Genomic DNA, 24,123 nt, shown 5'->3' with positions numbered 1-24,123 from the left:
CGCCACATGCTGAAAACGCCGCGTAGTATAGCTTTTTGCCGCATCGCCTGCAGGGTGAGGCAGGCGTGCACAATCGTGTCAGCGGGCAACGTCCTGCGGCCCGATCCGCTCGAGCGCGGCCAGCAGAGCCTTGCGACGGAAGAACAGGCTGAGAAAGCCGCCACCGCACTGTCGCCACAAAATCGCACAGCGCACCGCGGCCAGCAGCTGCGTGCGGGCCCGCGCCTGGATGGCATCGTTGCCCAGATAGGTCGGATGACCGTGCAGCATGATGCGCGGTTTGATCGGGCTGACGCTGTCGCGGTAGGCGTCATCCAGAATCGCGGGGACGTCGGCGGGCTCGGCGAGACGCGCGCGGTCGATGGCACCCCGGATGCGCGACATCGCCGCCTCGTCCTTCATCAGATTGCCGGACAGACGCAGCAGCTGGCCGATGTAGCGCGCGATCGTCGCGGCCTGCTGATCCGGCTTGCCGCCGGAGAGCTGGGTGCGCAGATAGGCAATGCCGTCGCCAAGGTTCGACAGGTCGCCGAACACGTCCATCGTCGTGTCCGGATCGGTGCAGAAGATCGCGCGCTTGGCCCGCTCGAGGCGCTCCGGCGCGTCACGACCCTCGGCGCCGAGCTCGTGCGCATAGCGGGCGAACTGAGCCACACCGGCCAGGGCCAGGGCCTGGTCGCGCAGCGGATGGTCGGCGGATGCATTCATGCGGTCGCGCTCTGCAGCGGCGCCGGCGCGCCGGCGGTGACGATCTCCGCACTGCCCAGACAGTGATCGCCGTCGTAGAAAACAGCGTACTGGCCGGGCGCTATGGCACGGGGCGGATGGTCGAATTGTACGGCCAGTCCGCTATCTTGTGCAGTCACGCGGCAGGCGATCGCCCGCTGGCGATAGCGCACCTGGGCGGCGCAGCGCAGCGGCAGTGCCGGCGCGGGACCGAGCCAGTGCGGAGCGGCGGTTGTCAGCCGGGTCTCCATCAGGGCGGGATGCGCCGCATCCTGGGTGACCCAGAGCGTGTCGCTGCCGAGATCCTTGTCGGCGACGTACCAGGGCGCCTGGGCTGCGCCGGGGACCCCGCCGAGTCCGAGGCCGCGACGCTGACCGATGGTGTAGTAGATCAGCCCGGCGTGCTCGCCGATGACACGACCGGCCAGCGGGCCGCCCGCGACGCGCACCGGACCGGCGCGCCCGGACAGATACTGGCGCAGAAAGCCCTCGAAATCGCGTTCGCCGATGAAACACACGCCGGTGCTGTCGGGCTTGTCGTGCACGGGCAGCCCGGCGCGCCGGGCCATGGCCCGCACATCGGTCTTGGGCAGATCGCCGAGCGGGAACAGCGTGCGTTCCAGCGCGGCCATGGGCACCGCCGCCAGGAAATAGGACTGATCCTTGGCCGGGTCGGCGCCGCGCAGCAGTCGCGTGCCGCGCTCGTCGTGCACCAGCCGCGCGTAGTGGCCTGTGGCGATCCAGTCGGCTCCCAGCCGCCGGGCGTGGTGCAGAAATGCGTCGAACTTGATCTCGCGGTTGCAGAGGACGTCCGGATTGGGGGTGCGCCCGGCGGCGTAGCTGTCCAGGAAATACCGGAACACCCGCGTCTTGTACTCGTGTGAGAAATCCGCGCGGTGCAACGGAATATCCAGCACATCGCAGACGGCTGCCGCGTCGTCGAAGTCGTCCGCCGCCTGACAGCGGCCGGCCTCGTCCTCGCTCCAGTTGAACATGAACAGGCCTTCGACCTGATAGCCGGCCTCGACCAGGCGCAGCGCGGTCACCGCCGAATCCACACCGCCGGACAGACCGACCACGACCCGCGTGTCGGCCACATCGCCCTCGACGCAGGCGGTCATGCGTCGGCCCGAATATGGCGCACGCGTTCGAGCGGCAGCGGCGGCTGGCTGCCGAAGTCCTCGATCGCCCGCAGCACGAGGGGGCTGCGGAGGTTCTCGCGGGCGGCGAGATCGCTCGCTGACAGCCAATGAGCGGCGACGATGCCCTCATCCAGCGGCTGCTCCGGCGCATGATCGCCGACCGTGCCGCAGAAGGCGAAACGAAGCGTTGTGCGGCCGTCTTCGTGGGGCCAGTAATACATGCCGACGAGACCGGTCGGGGTGAAGCCCCAGGCCGTTTCCTCGCGGGTTTCGCGGATGACGGCGTCGACGATGGTCTCGCCCGGCTCGACGTGGCCGGCCGGCTGGTTGATCACGCGTGCGCCGCGGGCGTACTCCTCGACCACGAGATAACGTTCGTCGCGCACGACGACCGCCGCCACGGTGAGTTCGGCGTGGACCACATCGGCCTCCACAAGGCGAGACAATCGCGGTGAAGTCTAGCAAAGCGCCTTTTCACGTGGCCAAGGCGACAGCGGGTGGGTATGATGCCGGCTTCGTTTGCTGATGACGGTTTGTATGTCGCGTTTTGCGATGCTGTTTCCGGGCCAGGGCGCCCAATCGGTCGGCATGCTCGCCCAGCTGGCCGAGCATCATCCGGTCGTGGGCGACACCTTCACCGAAGCCAGCGACGTGCTGGGCTACGACATGGCCGCCCTCATCAACGAGGGTCCGGCGGACAGGCTGGACCAGACCGAGTACACCCAGCCGGCGCTGGTCGCCGCGGGCGTGGCGACCTGGCGCGCCTGGCGCGAGAGCGGCGGCGCGACCCCGGAGTTTCTCGCCGGACACAGCCTCGGCGAGTACGCCGCGCTGGTGGCCGCCCAGGCGCTGGACTTCAGCGACGCGCTGCGCCTGACCCGCCTGCGCGGCCAGGCGATGCAGAGCGCCGTCGGCCCCGACGAGGGCGCCATGGCCGCGATCATCGGCCTCGAGGACGACGCGGTGCGACAGGCCTGCGCCGAGGCCGAGGCCGAACACGCCGCGGACGGCCTTACCGCCGCGGCGGCCAACTTCAACGCCCCGCTGCAGGTGGTCATCGCCGGCGACGCCGAGGCAATCGCCACCGCCGGCCGCATCGCCAAGGACAAGGGCGCGAAGATGGTCAAGCCATTGACCGTGAGCGTGCCGTCGCACTGCGCGCTGATGAAGCCGGCGGCCGAACGGCTGCAATCGCATCTGCTGGAGACGCCGCTGCGCGAGCCGAAGCTGACCGTGCTGCACAACGTCGATGCGCAACCGCGCGAGGACGTCGACGGCATCCGCAAGGCGCTGGTCGCGCAGCTGGCCCAGTCCGTGCTCTGGACCGACACGATCCGTGCGATGCGCAACGCCCGCTGCGCGCTGTTTCTCGAATGCGGCCCGGGCCGCGTGCTCACCGGCCTGAACAAGCGCATCGACAAGACGGCCCAGACGCTGCCATTGTCGGATATCGACAGCTTCCGGCAGGCGCTCGACGCCACCGCCGGCGAAGACGACGAATAACGAACAAGATCCAGCAGCACCGCGAGAACGAACTGACATGACCATGCACAGCCTCTCCGGCCAGGTGGCCCTGGTCACGGGCGCCTCGCGCGGCATCGGCGCGGCCATCGCCGACCGGCTCGCCGCGGCCGGCGCCATCGTCATCGGCACGGCCACCAGCGACGACGGCGCGGCGCGCATCGACGAGCGCCTGAAACAGAACGCCGCCGGCGGGGCGGGGCGCCGACTCGACGTCACCGACGGTGACGAGGTCACGGCCGTGATCAAGGCGATCGGCAGCGAGTTCGGCGCGCCGACGATCGTGGTCAACAACGCCGCGATCACGCGCGACACGCTGCTCATGCGCATGGGCGAGGCCGACTGGCAGGACGTGATCGACGCGAACCTGACCGGCGTGTTCCGGGTGTCCAAGGCGGTCCTGCGCGGCATGATGAAGGCCAAGGGCGGGCGTATCGTCAACGTGGCCTCGGTCGTGGGTCTGATGGGCAACGCCGGACAGACCAATTACAGCGCCGCGAAGGCCGGGCTGCTGGGCTTCACCCGCTCGCTGGCACGCGAGGTCGGGTCGCGCCAGATCACGGTCAACGCCATCGCCCCCGGTTTCATCGAGACCGACATGACCCGCGAGCTCGACGACAACACCCGCAGCGCGATGCTGGAGCAAATCCCGCTGCAGCGGCTGGGCGGCGTCGACGACATCGCCGAGAGCGTGGCCTTTCTCGTATCGCCCGCCGCAGCGTATATTACCGGCGAAACGCTGTCGGTGAACGGCGGGCTGTACATGGGGGCCTGAGTTTCTGGCGACATCCACCCTTTTTCCCTAGAATGGCGCGCGCCTCGCTAGGCGAATGCGCGCTCGATTCGCGTAAACCATATTCAACAGGAGAGAACCCGATGAGTAGCGTCGAAGAACGAGTACAGAAGATCATTGCCGAACAGCTGTCCGTCAGCGAAGATCAGGTGACCTCGGAGGCGTCGTTCGTCGATGATCTGGGCGCGGATTCGCTGGACACCGTCGAGCTCGTGATGGCCCTCGAAGAGGAATTCGAGATCGACATCCCGGACGAGGAAGCCGAGAAGATCGTCAACGTCAAGGACGCGGTCGACTACATCAAGTCGCACGCCGAGGGCTGAGTCTTTCCACGCTGTCGGCCACCGTCGAGGTCGGCCAGCAGATCCCGCCGCGAACAGCGGCGACTGCAGCAATAGGGGGCGCCGTTGAGACAGCGTCGCGTAGTGGTGACCGGACTGGGAATGATCTCTCCACTGGGGCTCGATGTCGCATCGACCTGGGAGGGCATTCTCGCCGGACGCAGCGGTATCACCGACATCGACACCTTCGACGTGTCGGGTTATCCGACCCGCTTCGGCGGGCCGATCCGGAATTTCGACGTCACCCGGTACATGTCGGCCAAGGAAGCCAAGCGCTTCGATCCCTTCGTGCACTACGGCGTGGCGGCGGCGGTCCAGGCCACGCTCGACAGCGGTTACGAGCTCGATGACGAGGTCAACGACCGGGTCGGCGTGGCCGTCGGCTCCGGTATCGGCGGCATCGGGACGATCCTGAAGACCTGTGTCGGCTTCCACGAGGCCGACTACAACCCGAAGAAGGTCTCGCCCTTCTTCATTCCGAGCAGCATCGCCAACATGGCGGCGGGGCAGATCTCGATCCAGCTCCGCCTCAACGGCCCGAACATCGCGGCCGTGTCGGCGTGCACGACCGGTGTGCACAACATCGGCCTGGCCGGCCGCATGATCGCGGCGGGCGACGCCGACGCGATGGTCGCGGGCGGCTGCGAGATGGCCGTCAATCCGGTGGGCCTCGCCGGTTTCTGTTCGGCCCGGGCACTGTCGACGCGCAACGACGATCCGGCGGCAGCGAGCCGCCCCTGGGACGTCGATCGGGACGGCTTCGTTCTCTCCGACGGCGCGGGCGTCGTGTTCCTCGAGGAATACGAGTCGGCGCGGGCGCGGGGCGCGACGATCTACGGCGAGCTCGCCGGTTTCGGCATGTCGGGCGACGCCCATCACATCACCATGCCCAGCGGTCATGGCGCCCGCCAGTGCATGAGCAATGCGCTGGCCGACGCCGAGATGAACCCGGACGAGATCCAGTACGTCAACGCCCACGGCACCTCGACACAGGCCGGCGACGTCTCCGAGAGCCAGGCCATCGAGGCGGTCCTCGGGCCGGCGGCGAAGAAGGCGGCCGTGAGCTCGACCAAGTCGATGACCGGTCACATGCTCGGCGCCGCGGGTTCCGCGGAGGCCATCTTCACTCTTCTGGCGATCCGCGACCAGGTGGCGCCGCCGACGATCAATCTCGACACGCCGGATGAGGGCTGCTCGCTCGACTACGTGCCCCACGAGGCGCGTTCGATGCCGATCTCCGCGGTCCTGTCCAATTCGTTCGGCTTCGGTGGCACCAACGGTTCGCTGATCTTCAAGCGCGTCGATTGAGCGGGGCGTCGCACGGCAGCGCCGGCGACCGCCCCGTGGATACGACGACCACGGCCACGCTCCACCATCGGATTCGCTCCGCGGATGCGGCCTGCGATCTGCTCGCGCTGGCCGCGGCCCGACCGTCACGCTATCCCTTTCTGCTGGAGAGCAGTGCCGGCGCGGCCGCTCAGAGCCGCTTCGACCTGCTGCTCGCCTTTCCCGGCGAGACGATTACGGCCGACGACAGCGACGGCGATTTCTTCGCGGCCCTCGACGTCGCCCTGGCGGCGGAGCACAGCGACGGCGTGCCGGGCCTGCCATTCATCGGGGGCTGGTTCGTGTATCTCGGCTATGAGACCGCGGCCACGGTGGAACCGCGGTTGTCGCTGCCGCCCAGCCCGGTGTCGGCGCTGCCGGACGCCTTCGCGGTGCGCTGCCCGGCGGCGATCCTGCGCGATCGCCGCGATGACCGCCTGCATCTGCTGGCCGAGCCCGGCCACGGCGACTGCATTGCGGCCATGCAGGCCGATCTGGACGCGGCCGCGGACCGACCGGCACCAGCGGCCGACACCCTCGCGGCCGACTGGCAGGAAGCCGATCCCGCGGCCTATATCGCCCAGGTCGCTGCGGCGCGCGACTACATCCATGCCGGCGATATCTTTCAGGCCAATCTGTCGCGGGCCTGGCACGGCCGGCTGAGACAGCCGAGCGCGCCGGCGACCGTCCAGGCGGCGCTGCGGGCGGCGAACCCGGCGCCGTTCTCGGGACTGATCCAGTGGCGGGGCGAAGCGCTGGCGTGCTCCTCGCCCGAGCGCCTGCTGCTGGTCGACGACGGCGTCGCCCAGACGCGGCCGATCGCGGGCACGAGGCCGCGGACGCCCGGCAGCGACGACCTCATGACCCGCGAGCTGCTGGATCATCCCAAGGAGCGGGCGGAGCACGTCATGCTCATCGATCTGGAGCGCAACGATCTCGGCCGCGTCTGCGAGCCGGGTTCGATCCGGGTCGACGAACTCATGGTCGCCGAATCCTACGCCCACGTGCACCATATCGTGTCGAACATCCGCGGGCGCATGCGTGCCGGCGTTGGCCCGGGCGCGGTGCTGCGGGCCGTGTTCCCCGGCGGCACGATCACCGGCTGCCCGAAGGTGCGCTGCATGGAGATCATCGCCGAACTGGAAGGAGAGGGGCGGGGCGCCTACACCGGCGCCTTCGGCTACCTCAGCCGCTGCGGCCGGCTCGACACGAACATCGTGATCCGCTCGCTGTCGATGCGCGAACGCGAGCTGACCCTGCGCACGGGGGCCGGCATCGTGGCCGACTCGGTTCCCGAGCAGGAGCTTGAGGAAACGCGGATCAAGGCCCGTGGCGTGCTGCGCAGCTTTCGCGACGCCGACGGGGTGCCGTATGGGTGACGCCTGCCTCGTCGACGGGACGCCGAACACAACGCTGCCGACCGACGATCGCGGCCTGGCGTACGGCGACGGTATCTTCCGCACCCTCCGCGTCGAGTCCGGCGCCGTCGTCGCCTGGCAGGCGCACATGAGCCGGCTGGCGCACGACTGCGATGCGCTCGAGCTGGATCGCCCGGACCCACGCACGCTGAGGGCCGACGCCGCGCGGCTGTTCGTTGACGGCGGCAGCGGCGTGCTTAAGATTATGATCACGCGCGGCAGCGGCGGGCGCGGCTATGCGCCGCCCGACCGCGGCAGCCGGCGCATCGTCTCGCGACACGCGTTGCCGCCCCATGCCGGCGACACACCGGCGCCGCTCGAGCTCGAACGCGCGGACCTGGTGCTGGGCGAGCAGCCGCGACTGGGCGGCGTCAAGCATCTCAACCGGCTCGAACAGGTGCTCGCCCGGGCCGAATGCGCGCGACGCGGGCTGGCCGACGCCTACCTGTGCACGGCCGACGGTTCGATCGTGGCGACCACCATGCGCAATCTGCTCTTTCGCGACGAGACCGGCCGCTGGCTCACCCCGCGGCTGAGCCGTGCGGGCGTGGCCGGGGCGACCCGCGCGCGACTGATGCATGCCCTGCAAATCGCGGGCACGCCGGTGATCGAGACCGAGATCGGCATGGATGACATGGCAGGCGTGCACGCGGTCATCGCCTGCAACAGCGTCGGCGGGGTGGTGGCGGTCACACGGATGGGCGACCTGCAGCCGCGTGACAGCACCTCCGCGGCGGCGGATTGTCGTAGGCTCATCGAGACGGACGAAAAGCCGGTGCCCCTGACCGGCGACAGTACGGGCGAATGACGGTGTTCAAGCGAATGGTCGGGCTGGCGATGCTGCTTCTGCTGGTGGGCGCGATCGCGCTCGCAGTCGATGCCGCGCGCTTCTTCTTCAACCCGCTGCCGAACGAGCAGGGCAAACTCATCGCGGTGGATCCGGGCATGAGCTTTCGCGCGATCGCTGGTCGGCTCGCCGACGAGGGCGTGATCGCCAAACCGCGCGACGTGCGCTATCTGTCGCTCTATGCCCGCGCCACCGACCAGGCCCACCGCATCAAGAGCGGCGAATACGTGGTGCCGGCCGGGCAGACGCCGGCCCATGTCGTGGCACTGCTGGTCTCCGGCAACACGCGTCAGTACCGCCTGACGCTGGTGGAGGGGCGCCGCTTTTCGGATATCCGCCGGCGCCTGGCCGATAACGACGCGCTGAAGCACACGCTCGCCGGCAAGTCCGATGCCGAGGTCATGGCCGCGCTCGGCCATCCGGACGAGGCGCCCGAAGGCCGTTTCATGCCCGATACCTATCTGTTCCCGCGCGGGATGACCGACCTCGCGTTTCTGGAGCGCGCCTACGCGGCGATGGCCACCTTTCTCGAACAGGCCTGGGCCGAGCGTGCCGACGATGCCATGGTCGACACGCCCTATGAAGCGCTGATCCTGGCCTCGATCATCGAAAAGGAGACCGCCGTTCCGGCGGAGCGTCGTCGCATCGCGGGCGTATTCTCGCGTCGCCTCGAGAAGGGTATGCGTCTGCAGACCGATCCGACGGTGATCTACGGCATCGAGGACTACGACGGCAACATCCGCCGCTCGGACCTTCGACGCGACACCCCGTACAACACTTACACCCGCAGCGGCCTGCCGCCGACGCCCATCGCCACGCCGTCGCGCGCGGCGGTCCGGGCGGCGCTGAATCCGGCCGAAGGGACATCGCTGTACTTCGTCTCGCGCGGCGACGGCAGCCACGTGTTCTCGGATACGCTCGCCGAGCATAATCGAGCGGTACAGAAGTATCAGCGCGGCTCATGAGCGATGAAACGCGATCGCCGGGGCGTTTCGTCACGCTCGAGGGCGGCGAGGGCGCCGGCAAGAGCAGCCAGATCCCGCACGTGGCCGAGACGCTGCGCGCGCGCGGCCACGAGGTGGTGGTCACTCGCGAGCCCGGCGGCACGGCACTCGGCGAGGCCGTGCGTGGCGTGTTGATGAACGAATATGACGTGCCGATGCCGGCGATGAGCGAACTGCTGCTGATGTTCGCGGCCCGCGCGGCCCACCTCGAACAGGTCATCGAGCCGGCCCTGGCACGCGGCACCTGGGTCGTCTGCGATCGCTTCACCGACGCCAGCTACGCCTATCAGGGCGCGGCGCGGCAGCTCGGCGACGACGCCGTGGCCACCCTCGAGCAGCTCGTCCAGAACGACCGCCGCCCCGACCACGTGCTGCTGTTCGATCTGCCCGTCACCGACGGGCTGGCCCGCGCCGGGCGACGCGGCGAGGGCAATCGCTTCGACCGCGAGACGGTGGCCTTCCACGAACGTGTCCGGGCCGCCTACCGCACGCGGGCCGCCGCCGATCCGGCACGCTATCACGTGATCGACGCCGCGCAGCCGCCGGCGACCGTCCGTGCCCGGATCGAGGCCGCCATCGCGGCCTGGCCGGCATGACGGCGGCCCGGGATGCGCTGCCCTGGCAGGCGGGCCTTTGGGCGCATATGAGCCGCGCCATCGCCGACGGCCATGTCGGCCACGGATTGCTTTTCTGCGGCCCGCCGGGCGTGGGCAAGCGGGCGTTCGCCGAACGCACCGTGCGTGCGCTGCTGTGTCGCGACCGCACCGCCGACGGCGATGCCTGCGACCGCTGCGGCGCCTGTCACCAATACAAGGCCGGCACCCATCCCGATCTGTCGCAACTCGTGCCCGAGGAGACGGGCCGCCTGATCAAGGTCGAGGCGGTGCGCGCCTTCGCCGAGCGGCTGCAGTTGACCTCGCAGTACGATACCGGCCGCCTGGGCTGGATCGAGCCCGCCGAAGCCCTGTCGGCCAGCGCCGCCAACAGCCTGCTCAAGACGCTGGAGGAGCCGCCCGCCGGCTGCCACATCGTGCTGATCACCGATCGCGTGTCGGCGGTCATGCCCACCATCCGCAGCCGCTGCCAGCTCTGGCGCGTGCCGCCACCGGCGCCGGCCGAGGCCCGGGCCTGGCTGAGCGCCCAGGGCATCGCCGCGGAGGGTCTGGACAGTGACAGTCTGCGTACGCCGCTGGCCGTGCACACCCGTCAATCGCGGGATTACGACCGCCTCGAGGCGGCCTGGGATGCGGACCTGGCCGAACTGCTCGCCGCGCGCGCCGACGCCGTCGAGGTCGCCGAGCGCGCCGCGGCCGATCCCGCCGATCTCTGGCTCGACTGGCTCTATCGCCGTTCCGGCGCATTGCTCACCGCGTCGCTGGGCCAGGGCGCGGATGCCGAGCTGCCGGCGCCGCTGGCCCGCGCCGGGGCGCGGCTCGAGCCCGCGGCGCTGCAGCGCTGGTGCGCCCGGGTCGCCGAGACCGCACGGCTGGCGCATACAAACGCGGACTGGCGTCTGGTGATAGAGTCGTTGCTGTTGCACCTGAGCGAGGCCGTCCGCCGCACTCGATGATGATGAGCGAACCCACCGTCGCCAGCCAGTCCGGCATCGTGCGCCTCGACGTCCCGGACCGGGCGGCGCTGTATGCCGCCTACATGCCCTTTGTCAGCAACGGCGGGTTGTTCGTGTCGGCCCAGGCGCTGGGCAATACCCGCTACGATCTGGGCAGCGATGTCTTCCTCTTGCTGCATCTCATGGAGCACAACGAACGGCTGCCCATCGCCGGCCGGGTGATCTGGCTCACCCCGAGTGGCGGCGGCATGCAGCGTCCGCCGGGTGTCGGCATCCAGTTCTCGAATCAGGACAACGGCGCAAACCAGCGTCGAATCGAGACGCTGCTCGCGGGCATGCTCGAGTCCGACCGGCCGACGCACACACTCTGAGCCGGCGCCCAGCGGCGCGCGTTCGCTAGCCGATCGCGGAGAGCTTCAGGCCCTGCTCACCGTCGCGGAGCTGCCCGGCGAGCACCGATTCGCTGGCGATCGCACGCCAGAGCATGCCGAAAAGCACGGGCGCCCGGTCGGCCAGCGGGCGCTTGCGGCCGCGCATCAACCACATCGCCACCGCACGATTGGCCACGCCCCAGATGAAGTCCGAGATCTCGACCTCGTCGACTTCGTCGGTGAGGATGCCACGCTCGCGACCCTCGCGAATCACGCCCAGAAATACCGACATGAGCGCAGGCTGCCGGAAGGTGTCGTCGTCGCGCCAGGTATTGAGATAGACCGAACTGAGTATGATCTGCGCGACCTTCGGATTGCGCTCGAAGTAGTCGAGCAGCACCCAGAACACCTTGCGCAGCCGGTCCTGAAAATTCTCGATGCCCTTGAGGTGATCGATCATCCGGCCGGCCAGATCACCCAGCCAGGTATCCAGACTGGCGAACAGCACGGTCTCCTTGCTGCCGTAGTACTTGTACAGCGTCTGCAGGCTGATACGCGCATCGCGCGCGATGTTTATGAGCTTGACGCGGTGGAACTCGCGCTCGGAGAACAGCTCCAGCGCCGCGGCCTCGATACGTCCGCGCGTCGCCGGGTCCAGCTGGGCGAGCGCGCGCTCGCGTTCCTCGGTCGTTCTCGGGTACCGGTCGATCAACAGTAACCTCCATTACCGCGCCATGCATCGGTAACTTTAGCAACCTGCCGTCCCCGGCCCAAGTTTCGGTAATCCTTCCGACAAATTGCGCACAATCCGAGTCGTGCGCGCGTCGTGCCATATTCCAGCGACGCCATCCTCGTTTTTGATAATCGAAAATACCTTTGTCGCCGTCAATACGGCGGCGTATAGTCAGAGGCCTCGTCAACTGAGTCGACGGACGCGCGATGCGATATTTGATCGCCGCGATCGCCGAGCTCAGCCCGCCAGCAACCGGAGTCGACATGTTTGCCACGCTTTTGAAAAAGATCAACGACGCCCGTCTCCTGCCGAAGATTTCGGACACGGAGCGGCACGCGCTCGAGGCCGGTTCGGTCTGGGTCGACGGCGAGTTCTTCAGCGGTAATCCGGATTTTTCGGCCATGATGGCCGCGGATTACCCGAGCCTGCCCGCCGAAGAGCAGGCGTTTCTCGACGGCCCCGTGGAGGAGCTGCTGCATCGCGTGGACGCCTGGCAGCTGCACGAGACCCGGCGGGTTCCCGAGGAGATCTGGTCGTTCCTGCGCGAGCAGGGCTTTTTCGGGCTGATCATTCCGAAGGCGTACGGTGGTTCCGGCTTCTCCGTACTGGGACGCAGCGCGGTGATGATGAAGACCTCCGGCCTGGGACCGGTGGGCACGCTCATCGTCATTCCCAATACCCTCGGCGCGGCGGAACTGCTGATCGCCTACGGCACCGAGGCGCAGAAAAATCACTACCTGCCGGGCCTGGCGCGGGGCGAATACGTGCCCTGTTTCGGCCTCACCGAACCCACTGCGGGATCGGACGCGGCCTCGATCCGCGCCGAGGGCGTGGTCTTCGCCGGCGCGGACGGCGAGCCCCAGATCCGGCTGAACTTCGCCAAGCGCTACATCACGCTCGCACCGGTGGCCAATCTGGTCAGCCTGGCGTTCAACCTGCACGATCCTGACAACCTGCTCGGCAAGGGCGAGCATCCCGGCATCAGCGTCATCCTGCTGGAAAAGGGCATGAAGGGCCTCACGCTCGGCGATCATCACCTGCCGATCTCGGCCTTCGACAACGGCCCGATCATCGGCACGGACGTGGTCGCGCCGGCCAGCGCCATCATCGGCGGGCCCGACAACGCGGGCCAGGGCTGGCGCATGCTCATGGAGCAGTTGTCGGGCGGCCGCGCGGTGTCGCTGCCGGCCAGCGGCGTGGCTTCGGCCAAGCTGAGCGCGGCCGCGACCGGCCCCTACAGCATGGTTCGGGAGCAGTTCGGGATTCCGGTCGGCCGCATGGAAGGCGTCGAAGCCCGGGTGGCGCGTCTCTCCGCGCTGGCCTACACCATGGAGTCGGCGCGCGTGTACGTGTGTGCGGGCGTCGATGCCGGTCATCATCCGCCCGTGATCTCGGCCATCCTCAAGCAGCAGACGACCGAGATCGGACAGCAGCTGGCCATCGACGGCATGGACGTGATGGCCGGTGCCGGCGTCATGCAGGGGCCGAACAACATCCTCGGCGGGGCCTACACAGGCGCGCCGGTGAGCATCACCGTGGAAGGCGCGAACATCCTGACCCGGACGCTGATCATTTTCGGGCAGGGGGCGGTGCGCTGCCACCCCTATGCGCTGAAGACGCTCAACGCGATCGAGGCCGACGATGTCAGCGCCTTCCGCAGCGCCATCGTTGGCTGGCTGGGCCATTCCACGGCCAATTTCTTCCGCGGCCTCGTGCGCGGCCTCACCCGCGGACGCACGGTCAAGAGCCCGGTGGCCGGCGAGACCGCACAGTACTTTCGCAAGCTCGGCTGGGCCGCGTCGCGGTTCGCCTTCCTGACCGATCTGGCCATGTTCCTCATCGGCGGCAAGCTCAAGCAGCGCGGCAAGCTCTCCGGGCGTTTCGCCGACGCGCTGTCGTGGATGCTGTTCGGCCTGACCACGCTGCGTCGCTTCGAAGCCGAAGGCGCGAGAAAGGAGGACCTGCCGATCGTGCACTGGGCGCTGCACTACAGTCTGCATCAGGTGCAGCAGGCCTTCGAGGGCATCTATGCCAACTTCGACGTGCCGGTGCTGGGCTGGCTGATGCGGTATCCGGGCCGGTTCTGGCTGCGCATCAACCCGTTGTCCACCGGCCCGAGCGACCGCATGGACCGCGCCGCGGCCGCCGCCATCCAGACCCCGGGCGAGCAGTACGAGCGCGTAGCACTCGCCGGACTCGGCCGGCCGCGGGCCGACGAACCCGGCATGGGTCGCCTGCTGCACGCCTGGAAGTGCGTCAGTGAAGCCCAGGAGCCGACGTTCAAGGTCCGCAAGGCCCTGCACAAGCGCCGGATCGAGGCGGCCGGACTCGTCGAGGCACTCGAGCCCGCGGTCGAGGCCGGCATCATCACCGCCGACGAAGCCGAACAAGTGCGCGCCGCGGAGGCCGCCCGCGCAGAGGCCATCCAGGTCGACGTGTTCCCGGCCGAGGACTACTACCGCGATACACAGGGCGGAGAGGAGACGCAGGCGCCGATGCCCCGGGCCGCGAACGAGTAGCGCCGAGGCGGCACGCCGGCGCCGTCCTCGGGCGGCGCCGGCGTATCTGCGGGCCACCGGCCCGCCTCGAGCGTCGTGACCGGGCGCCGCCAGCGTCCGCGTGGGCAAGCCAGAACGGCCGGTCGGTGCCTGCCGGTTCGGGCGTCGCGATCGGCCGAGCGCACGCGCGCCACAGGCGCGTCGCGGACGGGCGGCAGTGCGATGGCTGCCATGGCAGAATGCGCGCCATGAACAGCGTCGCAGAACCGCCGCGCGTCAACAGCAGCGGCTACACCCTCGGCGAGGAGATCGCCAACGCCATCACCTCGGGCATCGGTACCGCGCTGTCGGTGACCGGGCTGGTGCTGATGGTGGTCTACGCCGCGCTCCACGGCGATGTCTGGCATGTGGTCAGCGTCAGCATATTCGGCGCCACCCTCATCCTCAGCCATCTCAGCTCCACGCTCTATCACGCCATCGCGCCGCCCGGGCCCAAACGAGTACTCAAGGTGTTCGACCATCTGGCGATCTATTTTCTGATCGCCGGAACCTACACGCCGTTCACGCTGGTCAATCTGCGCGGCCCCTGGGGCTGGGGTCTGTTCGTGGCGATCTGGGCGCTGGCCATCGGCGGGGTGCTGATCAAGCTCACGCGGCTCAACGAGATCAAGTACCTGTCCACGGCCTTCTATGTGGCGATGGGCTGGACGGTGGTGCTCGTCATCAAGCCGGTCATCGACAGCGTGGCCTCGGGCGGGCTCTGGCTGCTGGTGGCCGGCGGGCTGTCCTACACGGTGGGCGTGGCCTTCTATGCCTGGGATCGGCTGCCGTACAACCACGCCATCTGGCATCTGTTCGTCATCGGCGGCAGCGTCTGCCACTTCTTCGCCGTGCTGTTCTACGTCATCCCGCTGGCGCCCTCGGCCGCCGCGCTCGTGCAGTAGGCCCGGTGGACGCGACAACGCCGCAATCCGTTCTCGAGTCGGTCTTCGGCTTCGACGTCTTCCGCGGGCGCCAGGCCGAGATCATCGATCACATCTGCGCCGGTCACGACGCGCTGGTGCTCATGCCCACGGGCGGCGGCAAGTCGCTGTGCTACCAGATTCCGGCCCTGGTGCGCGACGGCGTGGCAGTGATCGTCTCGCCGCTGATCGCACTCATGTCCGACCAGGTGGCCGCGCTCGAACAGCTCGGCGTGCGCGCGGCCTTTCTCAACTCGACCCTGGAACCGGGCGCGCAGGCCGAGATCGAGCAGGGCATGCGCACCGGCGCGCTGGACCTCGTCTACATCGCCCCGGAACGGCTGATGCAGCCGCGCACGCTCGAGCTGATCGGCGAGTGCCGGATCGCCCTGTTCGCCATCGACGAAGCCCACTGCGTATCCCAGTGGGGCCACGACTTCCGGCCCGAGTACCGACAGCTGGCCGCGCTGGCCGAGCGCTTCCCGAACGTGCCGCGGGTGGCACTCACGGCCACCGCCGATCTGCCCACGCGGGACGAGATCATCGAACGCCTGCGGCTAGAGAACGCGCCGGTCTTCCTGCACAGCTTCGATCGGCCCAACATCCAGTACCGCGTGGCCGAGCGCGGCAGCGCAAGACAACAGCTGCTCGACTTCATCGAGCGCGAGCATTCCGACGACGCCGGCATCGTCTACTGTCTCTCCCGCCGCAAGGTCGAGGAGACCGCGGAATGGCTGACCGCGCGCGGCAAGACGGCACTGGCCTATCACGCGGGTCTGCCGGCCACGTTGCGCCAGACCCATCAGGCCCGTTTTCTGCGGGAGGAGGGCGTGATCATCTGCGCGACGGTCGCCTTCGGCATGGGCATCGACAAGCCGGACGTGCGCTTCGTCGCGCATATGGATCTGCCCGCGAGCATGGAAGCCTATTATCAGGAGACCGGCCGCGCGGGCCGCGACGGCGAACCGGCCGACGCCTGGATGCTCTACGGCCTGAACGACGTCATCCAGCGCCGCCGGATGATCGAACAGGGCGCGGCCGCCGAAGAGCGCAAGCGCGTCGAGCGACACAAGCTCGACGGCATGCTCGCCTACTGTGAGCTGGCGAGCTGCCGCCGGGTGCACCTGCTGGCCTATTTCGGCGAGGAGACCGACACCGCCTGCGGCAACTGCGACACCTGCCTCAACCCGCCCGAAACCTACGACGCGACCCGCTACGCGCGGATGGCCCTGTCGGCGGTCTATCGCACCGGCCAGCGTTTCGGCACCGGCTATATCGTCGATCATCTGCGCGGCGCGGCCAGCGAACGGGCGACCGAACTCGGCCACGACCGACTCTCGACCTTCGGCGTGGGCACCGATCTGGAGACCAAGACCTGGCGCTCGATCCTGCGCCAGCTCATCGCCCTGGGCTATCTGCGTGTGAATCAGGGCTACGGCGGACTGGCACTGGGCGCGGGCTGCCGGCCGCTGCTCAAGGGCGAGGAGGAACTCGCCCTGCGGGTCGATCGCAGCGCGGCCCGAACCCGGACCCGTCTCAAGAAGGAGCTCCCGCCGATCGAGCTCGAGGACGAACCGCTGTGGGAGGCGCTGCGCAGCCTGCGCATGGAACTGGCGCGTGAACAGGACGTCCCGCCCTACGTCATATTCCACGATGCCACGCTGCGGGAGATGCTCGCGCGGCGGCCCACCGACGTGCGCCAGCTGGCCGACGTGCCGGGCATCGGCGAGAAGAAGCGCGATGCCTACGGGCGCGCGTTCGTGGACGTGATCGCCGAACACACGGGGTGAGCGCGCCGGACCTCATCGCCCGCGCAGCCAGAGGCCGATACATCGAGGAACGGTGACCTTGGCCGCCCCACGGGCGCTCTCGGCGATCGGCTAGGGCAGCGTGCCCCAACGGAACGTCGGCCGGGTCGCACCGTAGATCGCGTGCGGCGCGTCGCGCGTCCAGGCCCAGAGCTGGTCGCCGTAGTCGTAGTGCCACCACTCGCTCGGCAGATTGACGAAGCCGGCATCGATCATGGCGTGATAGAGCAGGCGTCGGTTGGCGCGGACGTTGCGCTGGCGGGCGTCAGCCGGCCGAGCCTCTTCGAAGGCCCGGGTGTGCGAGGCTTCGGTCATGGTGTCGAAGTCGGTGCCCATGTCGAGCAGGCGGCCGTGCGCGTCCGCGACCGAAAGATCCACGGCGCCGCCGGTCAGGTGATACGGCGGGCTGGCCTGGCTGTCCGCCATCGGCCGCGACACGAACGACTCCGCCCGGCCCCGGGGCGCGTCGGCCTGTTCGCACTCGTCGACGAAGCGCTCGAACAGCCAGCGCTGCAGATCGGCCGGCCGCCAGGTGTCGAACAGAACGAGCCGATACCCGCGCGGCAACGCTTCGGCGGCAGCCAGGAGCCGCGTCCAGACGCCCGTTCGCACGAAACACTCCGGGAGCGCACCCGGCAACCCCTCGAGGTGATAGCGCGGCCGCGCCAGAATCCGATCCGGCGCCAGGCTGGCGGGCACCAGCGGCTCACCGTTGTCCTCGATGGCGAGCGTGCGTATTCGCGGCGTGTCCGGCAGCGGCTGCGATGGAATGGGGCGATCGATCGACATGAATTAAGAAGTTTTCCCTGAAGCCGGTTTCGACCCGACAGGATAATCGAGCCGACCCGCCAAGCGGTTGAGATTCGAGTACAAATGATAGCCGCTCGCAAAAAGAATGATCCGCATTCCCGGGGTTGCGCTTCGCGCACGACACGGTACATTTGGGCTATACAAGCAATTGGGGGCTGCCGCACATGAAGATCACCGTCAACGGGTCGTCACACGAGATCGACGCGCCGGACGACATGCCACTGCTCTGGGCGATCCGCGATCGACTCAAGCTGACCGGCACGAAGTACGGCTGCGGCGTCGCCCAGTGCGGCGCCTGCACGGTCATGGTCGACGGTCAGCCCAAGCGTTCCTGCGTCACACCGCTCAAGTTCGCGGCCGGACACGACATCACCACGATCGAAGGCATGGACGGCGCCGAGTTCGAGGCGATCCAGACGGCCTGGCGGGCGATCGACGTGCCGCAGTGCGGTTTCTGCCAGTCCGGCCAGGTGATGACCGCGACCGCGCTGCTCAAGGAAAAGCCCGCGCCCAGCGATACCGACATCGACAACGCTCTGGCCGGCAACATCTGCCGCTGTGCCACCTATGTGCGCATCCGCCAGGCCGTGCGCGACGCCGCCGACACACTGGAGGCGTAAGTCATGAGCGTGACAACGACATCCCTGAGTCGGCGCGATTTCCTGCGCAGCGCGGCGTGGGGCAGCGCCGGGCTGGTCATCGCCATGGCGCTGCCGGGCCGCGGGCGCGCCGCGACCATGGACACGCAGGCGGCGAATTCCTCTTTGATCGCCTCGGACGCTGCCGGCTTCGCGCCCAATGCGTTCGTGCGCATCGCCCCCGACGACACCGTGACCGTTCTCATCAAGCACATCGAGTTCGGCCAGGGCCCGTTCACCGGCCTGTCCACGCTGGTCGCCGAGGAGCTCGACGCCGACTGGTCGCAGATGCGCGCGGCCAGCGCGCCGGCCAACGCCGAGCTCTACAAGAACTTCGCCTTCGGCATGCAGGGCACGGGCGGCTCGACCGCGATCGCCAACTCCTACATGCAGATGCGCAAGGCGGGCGCGACCGCGCGGGTCATGCTCGTACAGGCCGCCGCCGAGCAGTGGTCGGTCCCGGTCGGCGAGATCAGCGTCGACAAGGGCCGGATCAGCCATGCCGGCAGTGACAAGTCCGCCGGCTTCGGCGAGTTCGCGGAAGCCGCGGCCAAGCTCGATCCGCCGGAGGATGTGGCCCTCAAGAAAGCCGGCGACTTCCGGCTGATCGGCACCGACGTGCCGAAGCTCGACACGAACATCAAGACCAACGGCGAAGCGCTGTTCACGCAGGATCTGCACCACGACGACATGCTCACGGTCGTGGTCGCGCATCCGCCGCAGTTCGGTGCGACGATGAAGTCGGTCGATGCGAGCGCGGCGAAATCCACCCCGGGGGTTGTCGATGTGCAGCCGATTCCGACCGGCATCGCCGTCTACGCACAGGACACCTGGTCGGCCCTGCAGGGTCGGCGCGCGTTGAAGGTGAGCTGGGACACGGCCAGGGCCGAAACCCGCTCGACCCGCGAAATCACCGACGCGTATCGCCAGCGCGCGCAACAACCCGGCAGGAAGGCCGCGAGCCGCGGCAAGCCCGAGCAGGGCGGCGACGGCTTGGCCAAAACGCTGACAGCGGAATACAGCTTTCCCTATCTCGCCCATGCGCCGATGGAAACGCTGGACTGCGTCATCCATGCGAAGGACGGCGCGGTCGAAAGCTGGTTCGGCTCGCAGCTGCAGACCGGCGACCAGGGCACGATGGCGGAAATCCTCGGGGTGAAACCCGCGCAGGTCAGCATCCATACCATGTATGCCGGCGGCAGCTTCGGCCGTCGCGCCCAACCCGGCAGCCCCTTCGCCGCCGAGGCCGCCCATGTCGCAAAAGCACATGCCAAGTCCCGGCCGCTCAAGCTCGTCTGGACGCGGGAGGATGATATCCAGGGCGGCTGGTACCGGCCGCTGAACGTGCACCGGCTGTCCGGCGGCGTCGACGCCGACGGCAACGTCGCGCTCTGGGACCAGACCATCGTCGGCCAGTCCATATTCAGCGGCAGCGCCTTCGCCGCGATGATCAAGGACGGCATCGACCCGTCGTCGGTGGAGGGCGCGGAGGATCTGCCCTACGGCATCCCGAACTTCCGCGTCACCCTGCACGACGGCGAGGCCGGCGTGCCCATCCTCTGGTGGCGCTCGGTCGGCCATACGCATACCGCTTACTCCACCGAGACCTTCGTCGACGAACTGCTGGAGATGGCCGGCAAGGGTCCGGTCGAGGGCCGGCTGGCCATGCTCGGCGAGCATCCGCGCCACGCCGGCGTGCTGAAGGCCGTCGCCGATCTCGCCGGCGGGCTGGACGCGTCCGAATCGGGCCGCGCTCGTGGCGTGGCCGTGCACAAGTCGTTCGGCAGCTACGTGGCGCAGATCGCCGAGGTGTCACAGAACGAGGACCGAACGCCGAAAGTACACAAGGTCTGGTGCGCGGTGGACTGCGGCGTGGCCGTCAATCCCAACGTCATCCGCGCGCAGATGGAAGGCGGCATCGGCTTCGGCCTGGGGGCCGCGCTCTACAACGAGATCACGCTGGAAGAGGGCGGTCGCGTCGCTCAGGCGAACTTCGACCGCTACCGGTCGCTGCGTATCCACGAGATGCCGGACGTCGAGGTGACCATCGTCACGTCGGACGAAGACCCGACCGGCGTGGGCGAGCCCGGCGTGCCGCCCATCGCCCCCGCGCTCGCCAACGCATGGCGCCGGCTCACCGGCGACGCCATCCGTGATCTCCCGTTCGTGAAAATCTCATGAGGATGCCGGCCGTCGTGAATATCGTCCGAACCGCCAGTCTCGCCGCCGTGCTCGGTGTCGCTCTGCTGGGCAACGCCCAGGCCACCGAAATCGACGCCGATCAGCAGCTCAAGGGCCCGGAGGCGTTCGAGCACATCGAAGACGAAACCGAACGCTCCCGCGCCATGTTCAAGGAGGCCGGCAAGGTCATCCAGCATCCGCGCTGCGTGAATTGCCACCCGGTATCCGACACCCCGCGCCAGGGCATGGACATGCGCCCGCACGAACCGCCGGTCGTACGCGGGCCCGACAACCACGGCGCGCCGGGCATGGTCTGCAGCACCTGCCACCAGCCCGAGAACGTCGACTCGGCCGGCAACGGCGTGCCCGGCAACCCGAACTGGCATCTCGCACCGCGCTCGATGGCCTGGTACGGCAAGTCACTCGCCGAGATCTGCACCCAGATCAAGGACCAGGACCGCAACGGCGGCATGGACATGGACGAACTGATCCATCACATGGCCGAAGACAGCCTGGTCGGCTGGGGCTGGAACCCGGGCGGCGACCGCACGCCGGTGCCCGGCACGCAGGAGAAGTTCGGCGAGCTGTTCGCCGCCTGGGCGCATTCCGGGGCCCATTGTCCCGCGGAATGAATACAGGTTGATTTTTAGTCGTTCAAAGTAGTCGCTTTTTGAGCGGCGTAGCCTGGGGTTTGCGCACCAGCAAGAACGTCGTCGTTTTTGACGAAATAGATCGCCGACAACGAGGTTTAGTCTTACCGCCGACCATTGGCTGTCGCCCTGTGCCTGAGTCGGCTATCGGCCCCAAAGCGGCCGTTCAGTTTCTTAAATCGCACTCCGCTTTGCTCAAGGCTGATGACGCGCTCGCTATCGTGGCTGATGAACAGATGGATCACTCTGGTGTTCAGGTGAACTTAACGCGCTTGCGTCGAGTTGTCTGACCGGCGCCAAGCGCTGGGGCAGCCGTCTCTGTCGAAATCAGGAAGCGTCGATTGGTCCCCGTTAGCGCAGGCCATGAACGCCTCGGTGACGCTCGTCGGCGCCCGCGTCGCCAGGCTGACGCCGACAAAGATAAGGGTGCTCATGGGCAGCCCCCAGACCCCGGAGGGCAGACCGAAAAAATCGACGCCGCTGAGTTCGCTGACGAGCACACCGAGACCGGTGATTATCATACTCGCGAGCACCCCGGCAGCCGTGCCGCGGCGCCAGAAAAACGCGCCGATGATGGCGGGCACGACCACCACCAGCCCGCTTGAGGCCGCAACCGAGAGAATCACGATCAGATCAAGCTGAAGTTCGGCAAACAGGAAAGCGGCCAGCGCGATAACCGGGATGACCCGCTGACCGACCTTGAGCTGGGCGCTCTCGGAAACGGTGATTCGGCGGTTGGCGTACACGTCGCGCGCCAGCATCGCGGACAGCGTCAGCATGATCGAGTCGATGGTCGACACTGCAGCGGCAAGAATGCCGACCATCACGATCACGCCCAGCACCGGCGGCACGTAGTCCGAGGCCAGCAGCGTCGGGGTAGCCTGATCCGCGTTGGCCAGCCCCGGAAACGCCACAACCGCGGCCAAGCCCCAGATCACTGCAACCAGTGTGTAAATCAGACCGAAAACCATGAAACCCAGAATCAGGCGTCGCATGGCAGTCAGCGAGGCCGGCATGAACAGCCGCTGGCTGACCTGCGGATTCGACAAACTGAAGAAGAACCACGGCATGGTCAGACCGATAAAAGTCAACAGCGTGAACCGGCCGTTGCCGGGCACTGCCAGCATTTCGGGATGATCGCGCGCCAGCGAGGCAAACAGCGCGCCGAATCCGCCGAGAGCTTCGACGACGACGATCGCGACCAGCGTTGCCGCCACGATCATGAACGCTGCCTGCAGCGCGTCGGTCCACATCACCGAACGGATGCCCGAAATCCAGGTGAACACCACTGCCAGCGTGGTCGCGACCACCGTACCGGTGGTAAACGAAATCGCGCCATCGGTCATGCCGGATAGGAGATAGCCCACGCCCGCAAGCTGCACTGCGGCGTAGGGGATGAGAAACAGGCAGCTGGTGAGCGTGACCACCACCGACACCGCCCGGCTTTGATACCGGTAGCCCAGCATCTCGCTGGGCGTGACGAAGCCGTAGCGTCGCCCGACCGCCCAGAAACGCGGCCCGAATACGGAAATCAGCGACACACCGGCGAAATAAACGATCTCGAAACCGAATGCGCCGATGCCGCCGGCGTAGGTCAGTCCGGCCAGACCGACCAGCATGAATGCGCTGTAGGTGGTTGCACTGTAGCTGAGCGCGGAGACTATACCGCCCATGCGACGACCGCCCAGAAAATATGCGCTCATATCGCTGGCCGCACCCGAGCGCGCGGCCCAGGCGGTCACGAGCGCGATCAGTAGATAGAGGCCGATGGCGAGCCAGATCAGGCCACTACTCATGGAGTTCTCGATCGTCGTTAAAATCGCGCGTGATCAATACGTTGACGGCTAACACGGCTATCCCAATAAGCGTCCAGACCAGAAAACTGCCGTACCACGCATGAACGTCGCGAAGCGGCCCGTAGGGCAATACAAAGGCAACGACGACCAGTGCCCAGACGGCCCAGACCCAGCGGCTTGTTCGCATGGCGCTCCTCGTCCGTTGCATGCTCCGCGCCTCTACCTTACAGGCACGGCAAGCGAGCAACTGCCTTGCCGGACAGCTGCGGCAATACCCCTATCGGGTAGCGCGCTTGACGGCCGTATCAGCTCTCCAAATCCATGATGATGGGCTTCGGTTTCAGCGGTTAGCGACCCATAGCAGACCTAAGCCGAGATCAAAACCTTGAAGGCCGCCGCACCGAAACCCAGCGCGAACACGCCTGAAAAGAATCGACGGCTTCGTTTATAGAACGACGAGATTCGCGCATCCGAGAACAGCAGTGCGTAACCAAAGAAGATCAGGCTGCTTTGAATGAGCAACGCCAACACGACGATTGCGAGGCTGAGTAGGCTCGTGTCGGCTGGTAGCGCAATCGCGTAGATCGACGCGAAGAACAGAATGGTCTTGGGGTTGGTCAGATGGATCAGTAGTCCGCGTTGGTACGCCTGTAGTCCACCAAGACGATCCGTTCGAGCGTTTGCCGACACGCCGAGGTCCCATATTGCCACCTGGGCCGATTTGACAGCCAGCCAGAGCAAGTAGCCCGCCCCGAGGTACCTCACGATATCCAGTACCCATGGGTACGCTTTCATCAGCGCGCCAAGCCCGAAAGCCGCGCTGGCAGACCAGAACAACGAGCCGGTCACGATGCCGGCTGCTAATGCCAGACCCGCATGTCGCCCCGACCCGAGCGACGTATCGGCGATCGACAGCGACGCCGGGCCGGGGCTGGCCGTGACCATGAATGCCGACGTGAGAATGAAAATAAGGCTCGATAGCTGCATT

The 24,123-nt window shown here is 67.6% G+C and carries 24 protein-coding genes; 16 read left to right on the top strand and 8 right to left on the bottom strand.

Annotation, left to right across the window (positions count from 1 at the left end):
* Positions 1–78: 78 nt before the first annotated feature.
* From SAOR_RS11070 to SAOR_RS11060, 3 genes are read right to left on the bottom strand one after another with little or no spacing between them, the layout of a single operon-like run.
* Complete coding sequence (locus tag SAOR_RS11070) at positions 79–708, bottom strand: lysogenization protein HflD (protein WP_123631470.1); 630 nt, start codon at positions 706–708, stop codon at positions 79–81.
* The gene (mnmA, locus tag SAOR_RS11065) at positions 705–1,847 is read right to left on the bottom strand and encodes a tRNA 2-thiouridine(34) synthase MnmA (protein ID WP_123631469.1); all 1,143 of its coding nucleotides are present in this window, start codon (positions 1,845–1,847) and stop codon (positions 705–707) included. Before mnmA ends, SAOR_RS11070 begins: the two co-directional genes overlap by 4 nt.
* Positions 1,844–2,290, bottom strand: a complete 447-nt coding sequence (locus SAOR_RS11060) for an NUDIX hydrolase (protein WP_184947261.1) — start codon at positions 2,288–2,290, stop codon at positions 1,844–1,846. The genes mnmA and SAOR_RS11060 overlap by 4 nt, the downstream gene beginning before the upstream one ends.
* A gap of 115 nt (positions 2,291–2,405) precedes the next feature.
* Here SAOR_RS11060 and fabD point away from each other — a divergent pair, with 115 nt between their 5' ends.
* The 10 genes from fabD (at position 2,406) to SAOR_RS11010 (ending at position 11,059) form a co-directional block, all read left to right on the top strand.
* A complete protein-coding gene (gene fabD, locus SAOR_RS11055; RefSeq protein ID WP_123631468.1) occupies positions 2,406–3,371 on the top strand; it encodes an ACP S-malonyltransferase in 966 nt (321 codons plus the stop codon).
* 37 nt (positions 3,372–3,408) lie between these two features.
* Entirely contained in the window at positions 3,409–4,164 is a 756-nt protein-coding gene (gene fabG, locus SAOR_RS11050; RefSeq protein ID WP_123631467.1) for a 3-oxoacyl-ACP reductase FabG, read from the top strand.
* A gap of 101 nt (positions 4,165–4,265) precedes the next feature.
* Positions 4,266–4,505 carry an acyl carrier protein gene (gene acpP, locus SAOR_RS11045; RefSeq protein WP_006912784.1) on the top strand — a complete coding sequence of 80 codons (240 nt, stop codon included), beginning with the start codon at positions 4,266–4,268 and terminating at the stop codon, positions 4,503–4,505.
* 84 nt (positions 4,506–4,589) lie between these two features.
* On the top strand, positions 4,590–5,831 hold the full coding sequence (fabF, locus tag SAOR_RS11040; RefSeq protein WP_123631466.1) for a beta-ketoacyl-ACP synthase II: 1,242 nt from the start codon (positions 4,590–4,592) through the stop codon (positions 5,829–5,831).
* Positions 5,832–5,866: 35 nt separating this feature from the next.
* Positions 5,867–7,228: an aminodeoxychorismate synthase component I gene (locus SAOR_RS11035; RefSeq protein WP_221179962.1), complete on the top strand. Its 1,362-nt coding sequence runs from the start codon at positions 5,867–5,869 to the stop codon at positions 7,226–7,228.
* A complete protein-coding gene (gene pabC, locus SAOR_RS11030; RefSeq protein ID WP_123631465.1) occupies positions 7,221–8,075 on the top strand; it encodes an aminodeoxychorismate lyase in 855 nt (284 codons plus the stop codon). Before SAOR_RS11035 ends, pabC begins: the two co-directional genes overlap by 8 nt.
* Positions 8,072–9,079 (top strand): endolytic transglycosylase MltG, encoded by a 1,008-nt coding sequence (gene mltG / locus SAOR_RS11025; RefSeq protein ID WP_245965449.1) that lies wholly within the window; start codon positions 8,072–8,074, stop codon positions 9,077–9,079. Before pabC ends, mltG begins: the two co-directional genes overlap by 4 nt.
* A complete protein-coding gene (gene tmk, locus SAOR_RS11020; protein WP_123631464.1) occupies positions 9,076–9,714 on the top strand; it encodes a dTMP kinase in 639 nt (212 codons plus the stop codon). Before mltG ends, tmk begins: the two co-directional genes overlap by 4 nt.
* Complete coding sequence (gene holB, locus SAOR_RS11015; RefSeq protein WP_123631463.1) at positions 9,711–10,688, top strand: DNA polymerase III subunit delta'; 978 nt, start codon at positions 9,711–9,713, stop codon at positions 10,686–10,688. The genes tmk and holB overlap by 4 nt, the downstream gene beginning before the upstream one ends.
* Positions 10,689–10,690: 2 nt before the next feature.
* A complete protein-coding gene (locus SAOR_RS11010; protein ID WP_123631462.1) occupies positions 10,691–11,059 on the top strand; it encodes a PilZ domain-containing protein in 369 nt (122 codons plus the stop codon).
* A 25-nt stretch (positions 11,060–11,084) separates the two neighbouring features.
* Here SAOR_RS11010 and SAOR_RS11005 read toward each other — a convergent pair whose 3' ends face one another.
* Positions 11,085–11,771, bottom strand: a complete 687-nt coding sequence (locus SAOR_RS11005) for a TetR/AcrR family transcriptional regulator (RefSeq protein ID WP_123589962.1) — start codon at positions 11,769–11,771, stop codon at positions 11,085–11,087.
* Between the two features lie 284 nt (positions 11,772–12,055).
* Between SAOR_RS11005 and SAOR_RS11000 the strand changes: the two genes are divergently transcribed.
* The 3 genes from SAOR_RS11000 (at position 12,056) to recQ (ending at position 17,042) form a co-directional block, all read left to right on the top strand.
* On the top strand, positions 12,056–14,311 hold the full coding sequence (locus SAOR_RS11000) for an acyl-CoA dehydrogenase (RefSeq protein ID WP_123631461.1): 2,256 nt from the start codon (positions 12,056–12,058) through the stop codon (positions 14,309–14,311).
* Positions 14,312–14,538: 227 nt separating this feature from the next.
* Entirely contained in the window at positions 14,539–15,234 is a 696-nt protein-coding gene (gene trhA / locus SAOR_RS10995; protein ID WP_245965448.1) for a PAQR family membrane homeostasis protein TrhA, read from the top strand.
* 5 nt (positions 15,235–15,239) lie between these two features.
* Positions 15,240–17,042, top strand: coding sequence for a DNA helicase RecQ (gene recQ, locus SAOR_RS10990; protein WP_123631460.1), 1,803 nt, complete (start codon positions 15,240–15,242; stop codon positions 17,040–17,042).
* 90 nt (positions 17,043–17,132) lie between these two features.
* Here the strand turns inward: recQ and SAOR_RS10985 are convergent, their stop codons facing one another.
* Entirely contained in the window at positions 17,133–17,849 is a 717-nt protein-coding gene (locus tag SAOR_RS10985; RefSeq protein ID WP_123589965.1) for a M15 family metallopeptidase, read from the bottom strand.
* 185 nt (positions 17,850–18,034) lie between these two features.
* Here SAOR_RS10985 and SAOR_RS10980 point away from each other — a divergent pair, with 185 nt between their 5' ends.
* From SAOR_RS10980 to SAOR_RS10970, 3 genes are read left to right on the top strand one after another with little or no spacing between them, the layout of a single operon-like run.
* Entirely contained in the window at positions 18,035–18,490 is a 456-nt protein-coding gene (locus tag SAOR_RS10980) for a (2Fe-2S)-binding protein (RefSeq protein ID WP_123589966.1), read from the top strand.
* Between the two features lie 3 nt (positions 18,491–18,493).
* Entirely contained in the window at positions 18,494–20,689 is a 2,196-nt protein-coding gene (locus SAOR_RS10975; RefSeq protein ID WP_123631459.1) for a xanthine dehydrogenase family protein molybdopterin-binding subunit, read from the top strand.
* Positions 20,690–20,703: 14 nt separating this feature from the next.
* Complete coding sequence (locus SAOR_RS10970; protein ID WP_123589988.1) at positions 20,704–21,321, top strand: Isoquinoline 1-oxidoreductase subunit; 618 nt, start codon at positions 20,704–20,706, stop codon at positions 21,319–21,321.
* A gap of 281 nt (positions 21,322–21,602) precedes the next feature.
* On the opposite strand, the gene SAOR_RS10965 is transcribed toward SAOR_RS10970, so the two are convergent.
* The 3 genes from SAOR_RS10965 to SAOR_RS10955 form a co-directional block, all read right to left on the bottom strand.
* Complete coding sequence (locus SAOR_RS10965) at positions 21,603–23,135, bottom strand: sodium:solute symporter family protein (protein WP_123589968.1); 1,533 nt, start codon at positions 23,133–23,135, stop codon at positions 21,603–21,605.
* On the bottom strand, positions 23,128–23,322 hold the full coding sequence (locus tag SAOR_RS10960) for a hypothetical protein (RefSeq protein ID WP_123589989.1): 195 nt from the start codon (positions 23,320–23,322) through the stop codon (positions 23,128–23,130). The genes SAOR_RS10965 and SAOR_RS10960 overlap by 8 nt, the downstream gene beginning before the upstream one ends.
* Positions 23,323–23,501: 179 nt before the next feature.
* On the bottom strand, positions 23,502–24,122 hold the full coding sequence (locus SAOR_RS10955; protein ID WP_123631458.1) for a LysE family translocator: 621 nt from the start codon (positions 24,120–24,122) through the stop codon (positions 23,502–23,504).
* Position 24,123 lies beyond the last annotated feature (1 nt).

The sequence above is a fragment of the Salinisphaera orenii subsp. orenii MK-B5 genome (genome assembly GCF_003788635.1).
Classification (GTDB): domain Bacteria; phylum Pseudomonadota; class Gammaproteobacteria; order Nevskiales; family Salinisphaeraceae; genus Salinisphaera; species Salinisphaera orenii.
The sequence above is the reverse complement of the archived record's forward strand: the minus strand, read 5'-3'. Positions and strand labels throughout refer to the sequence as shown.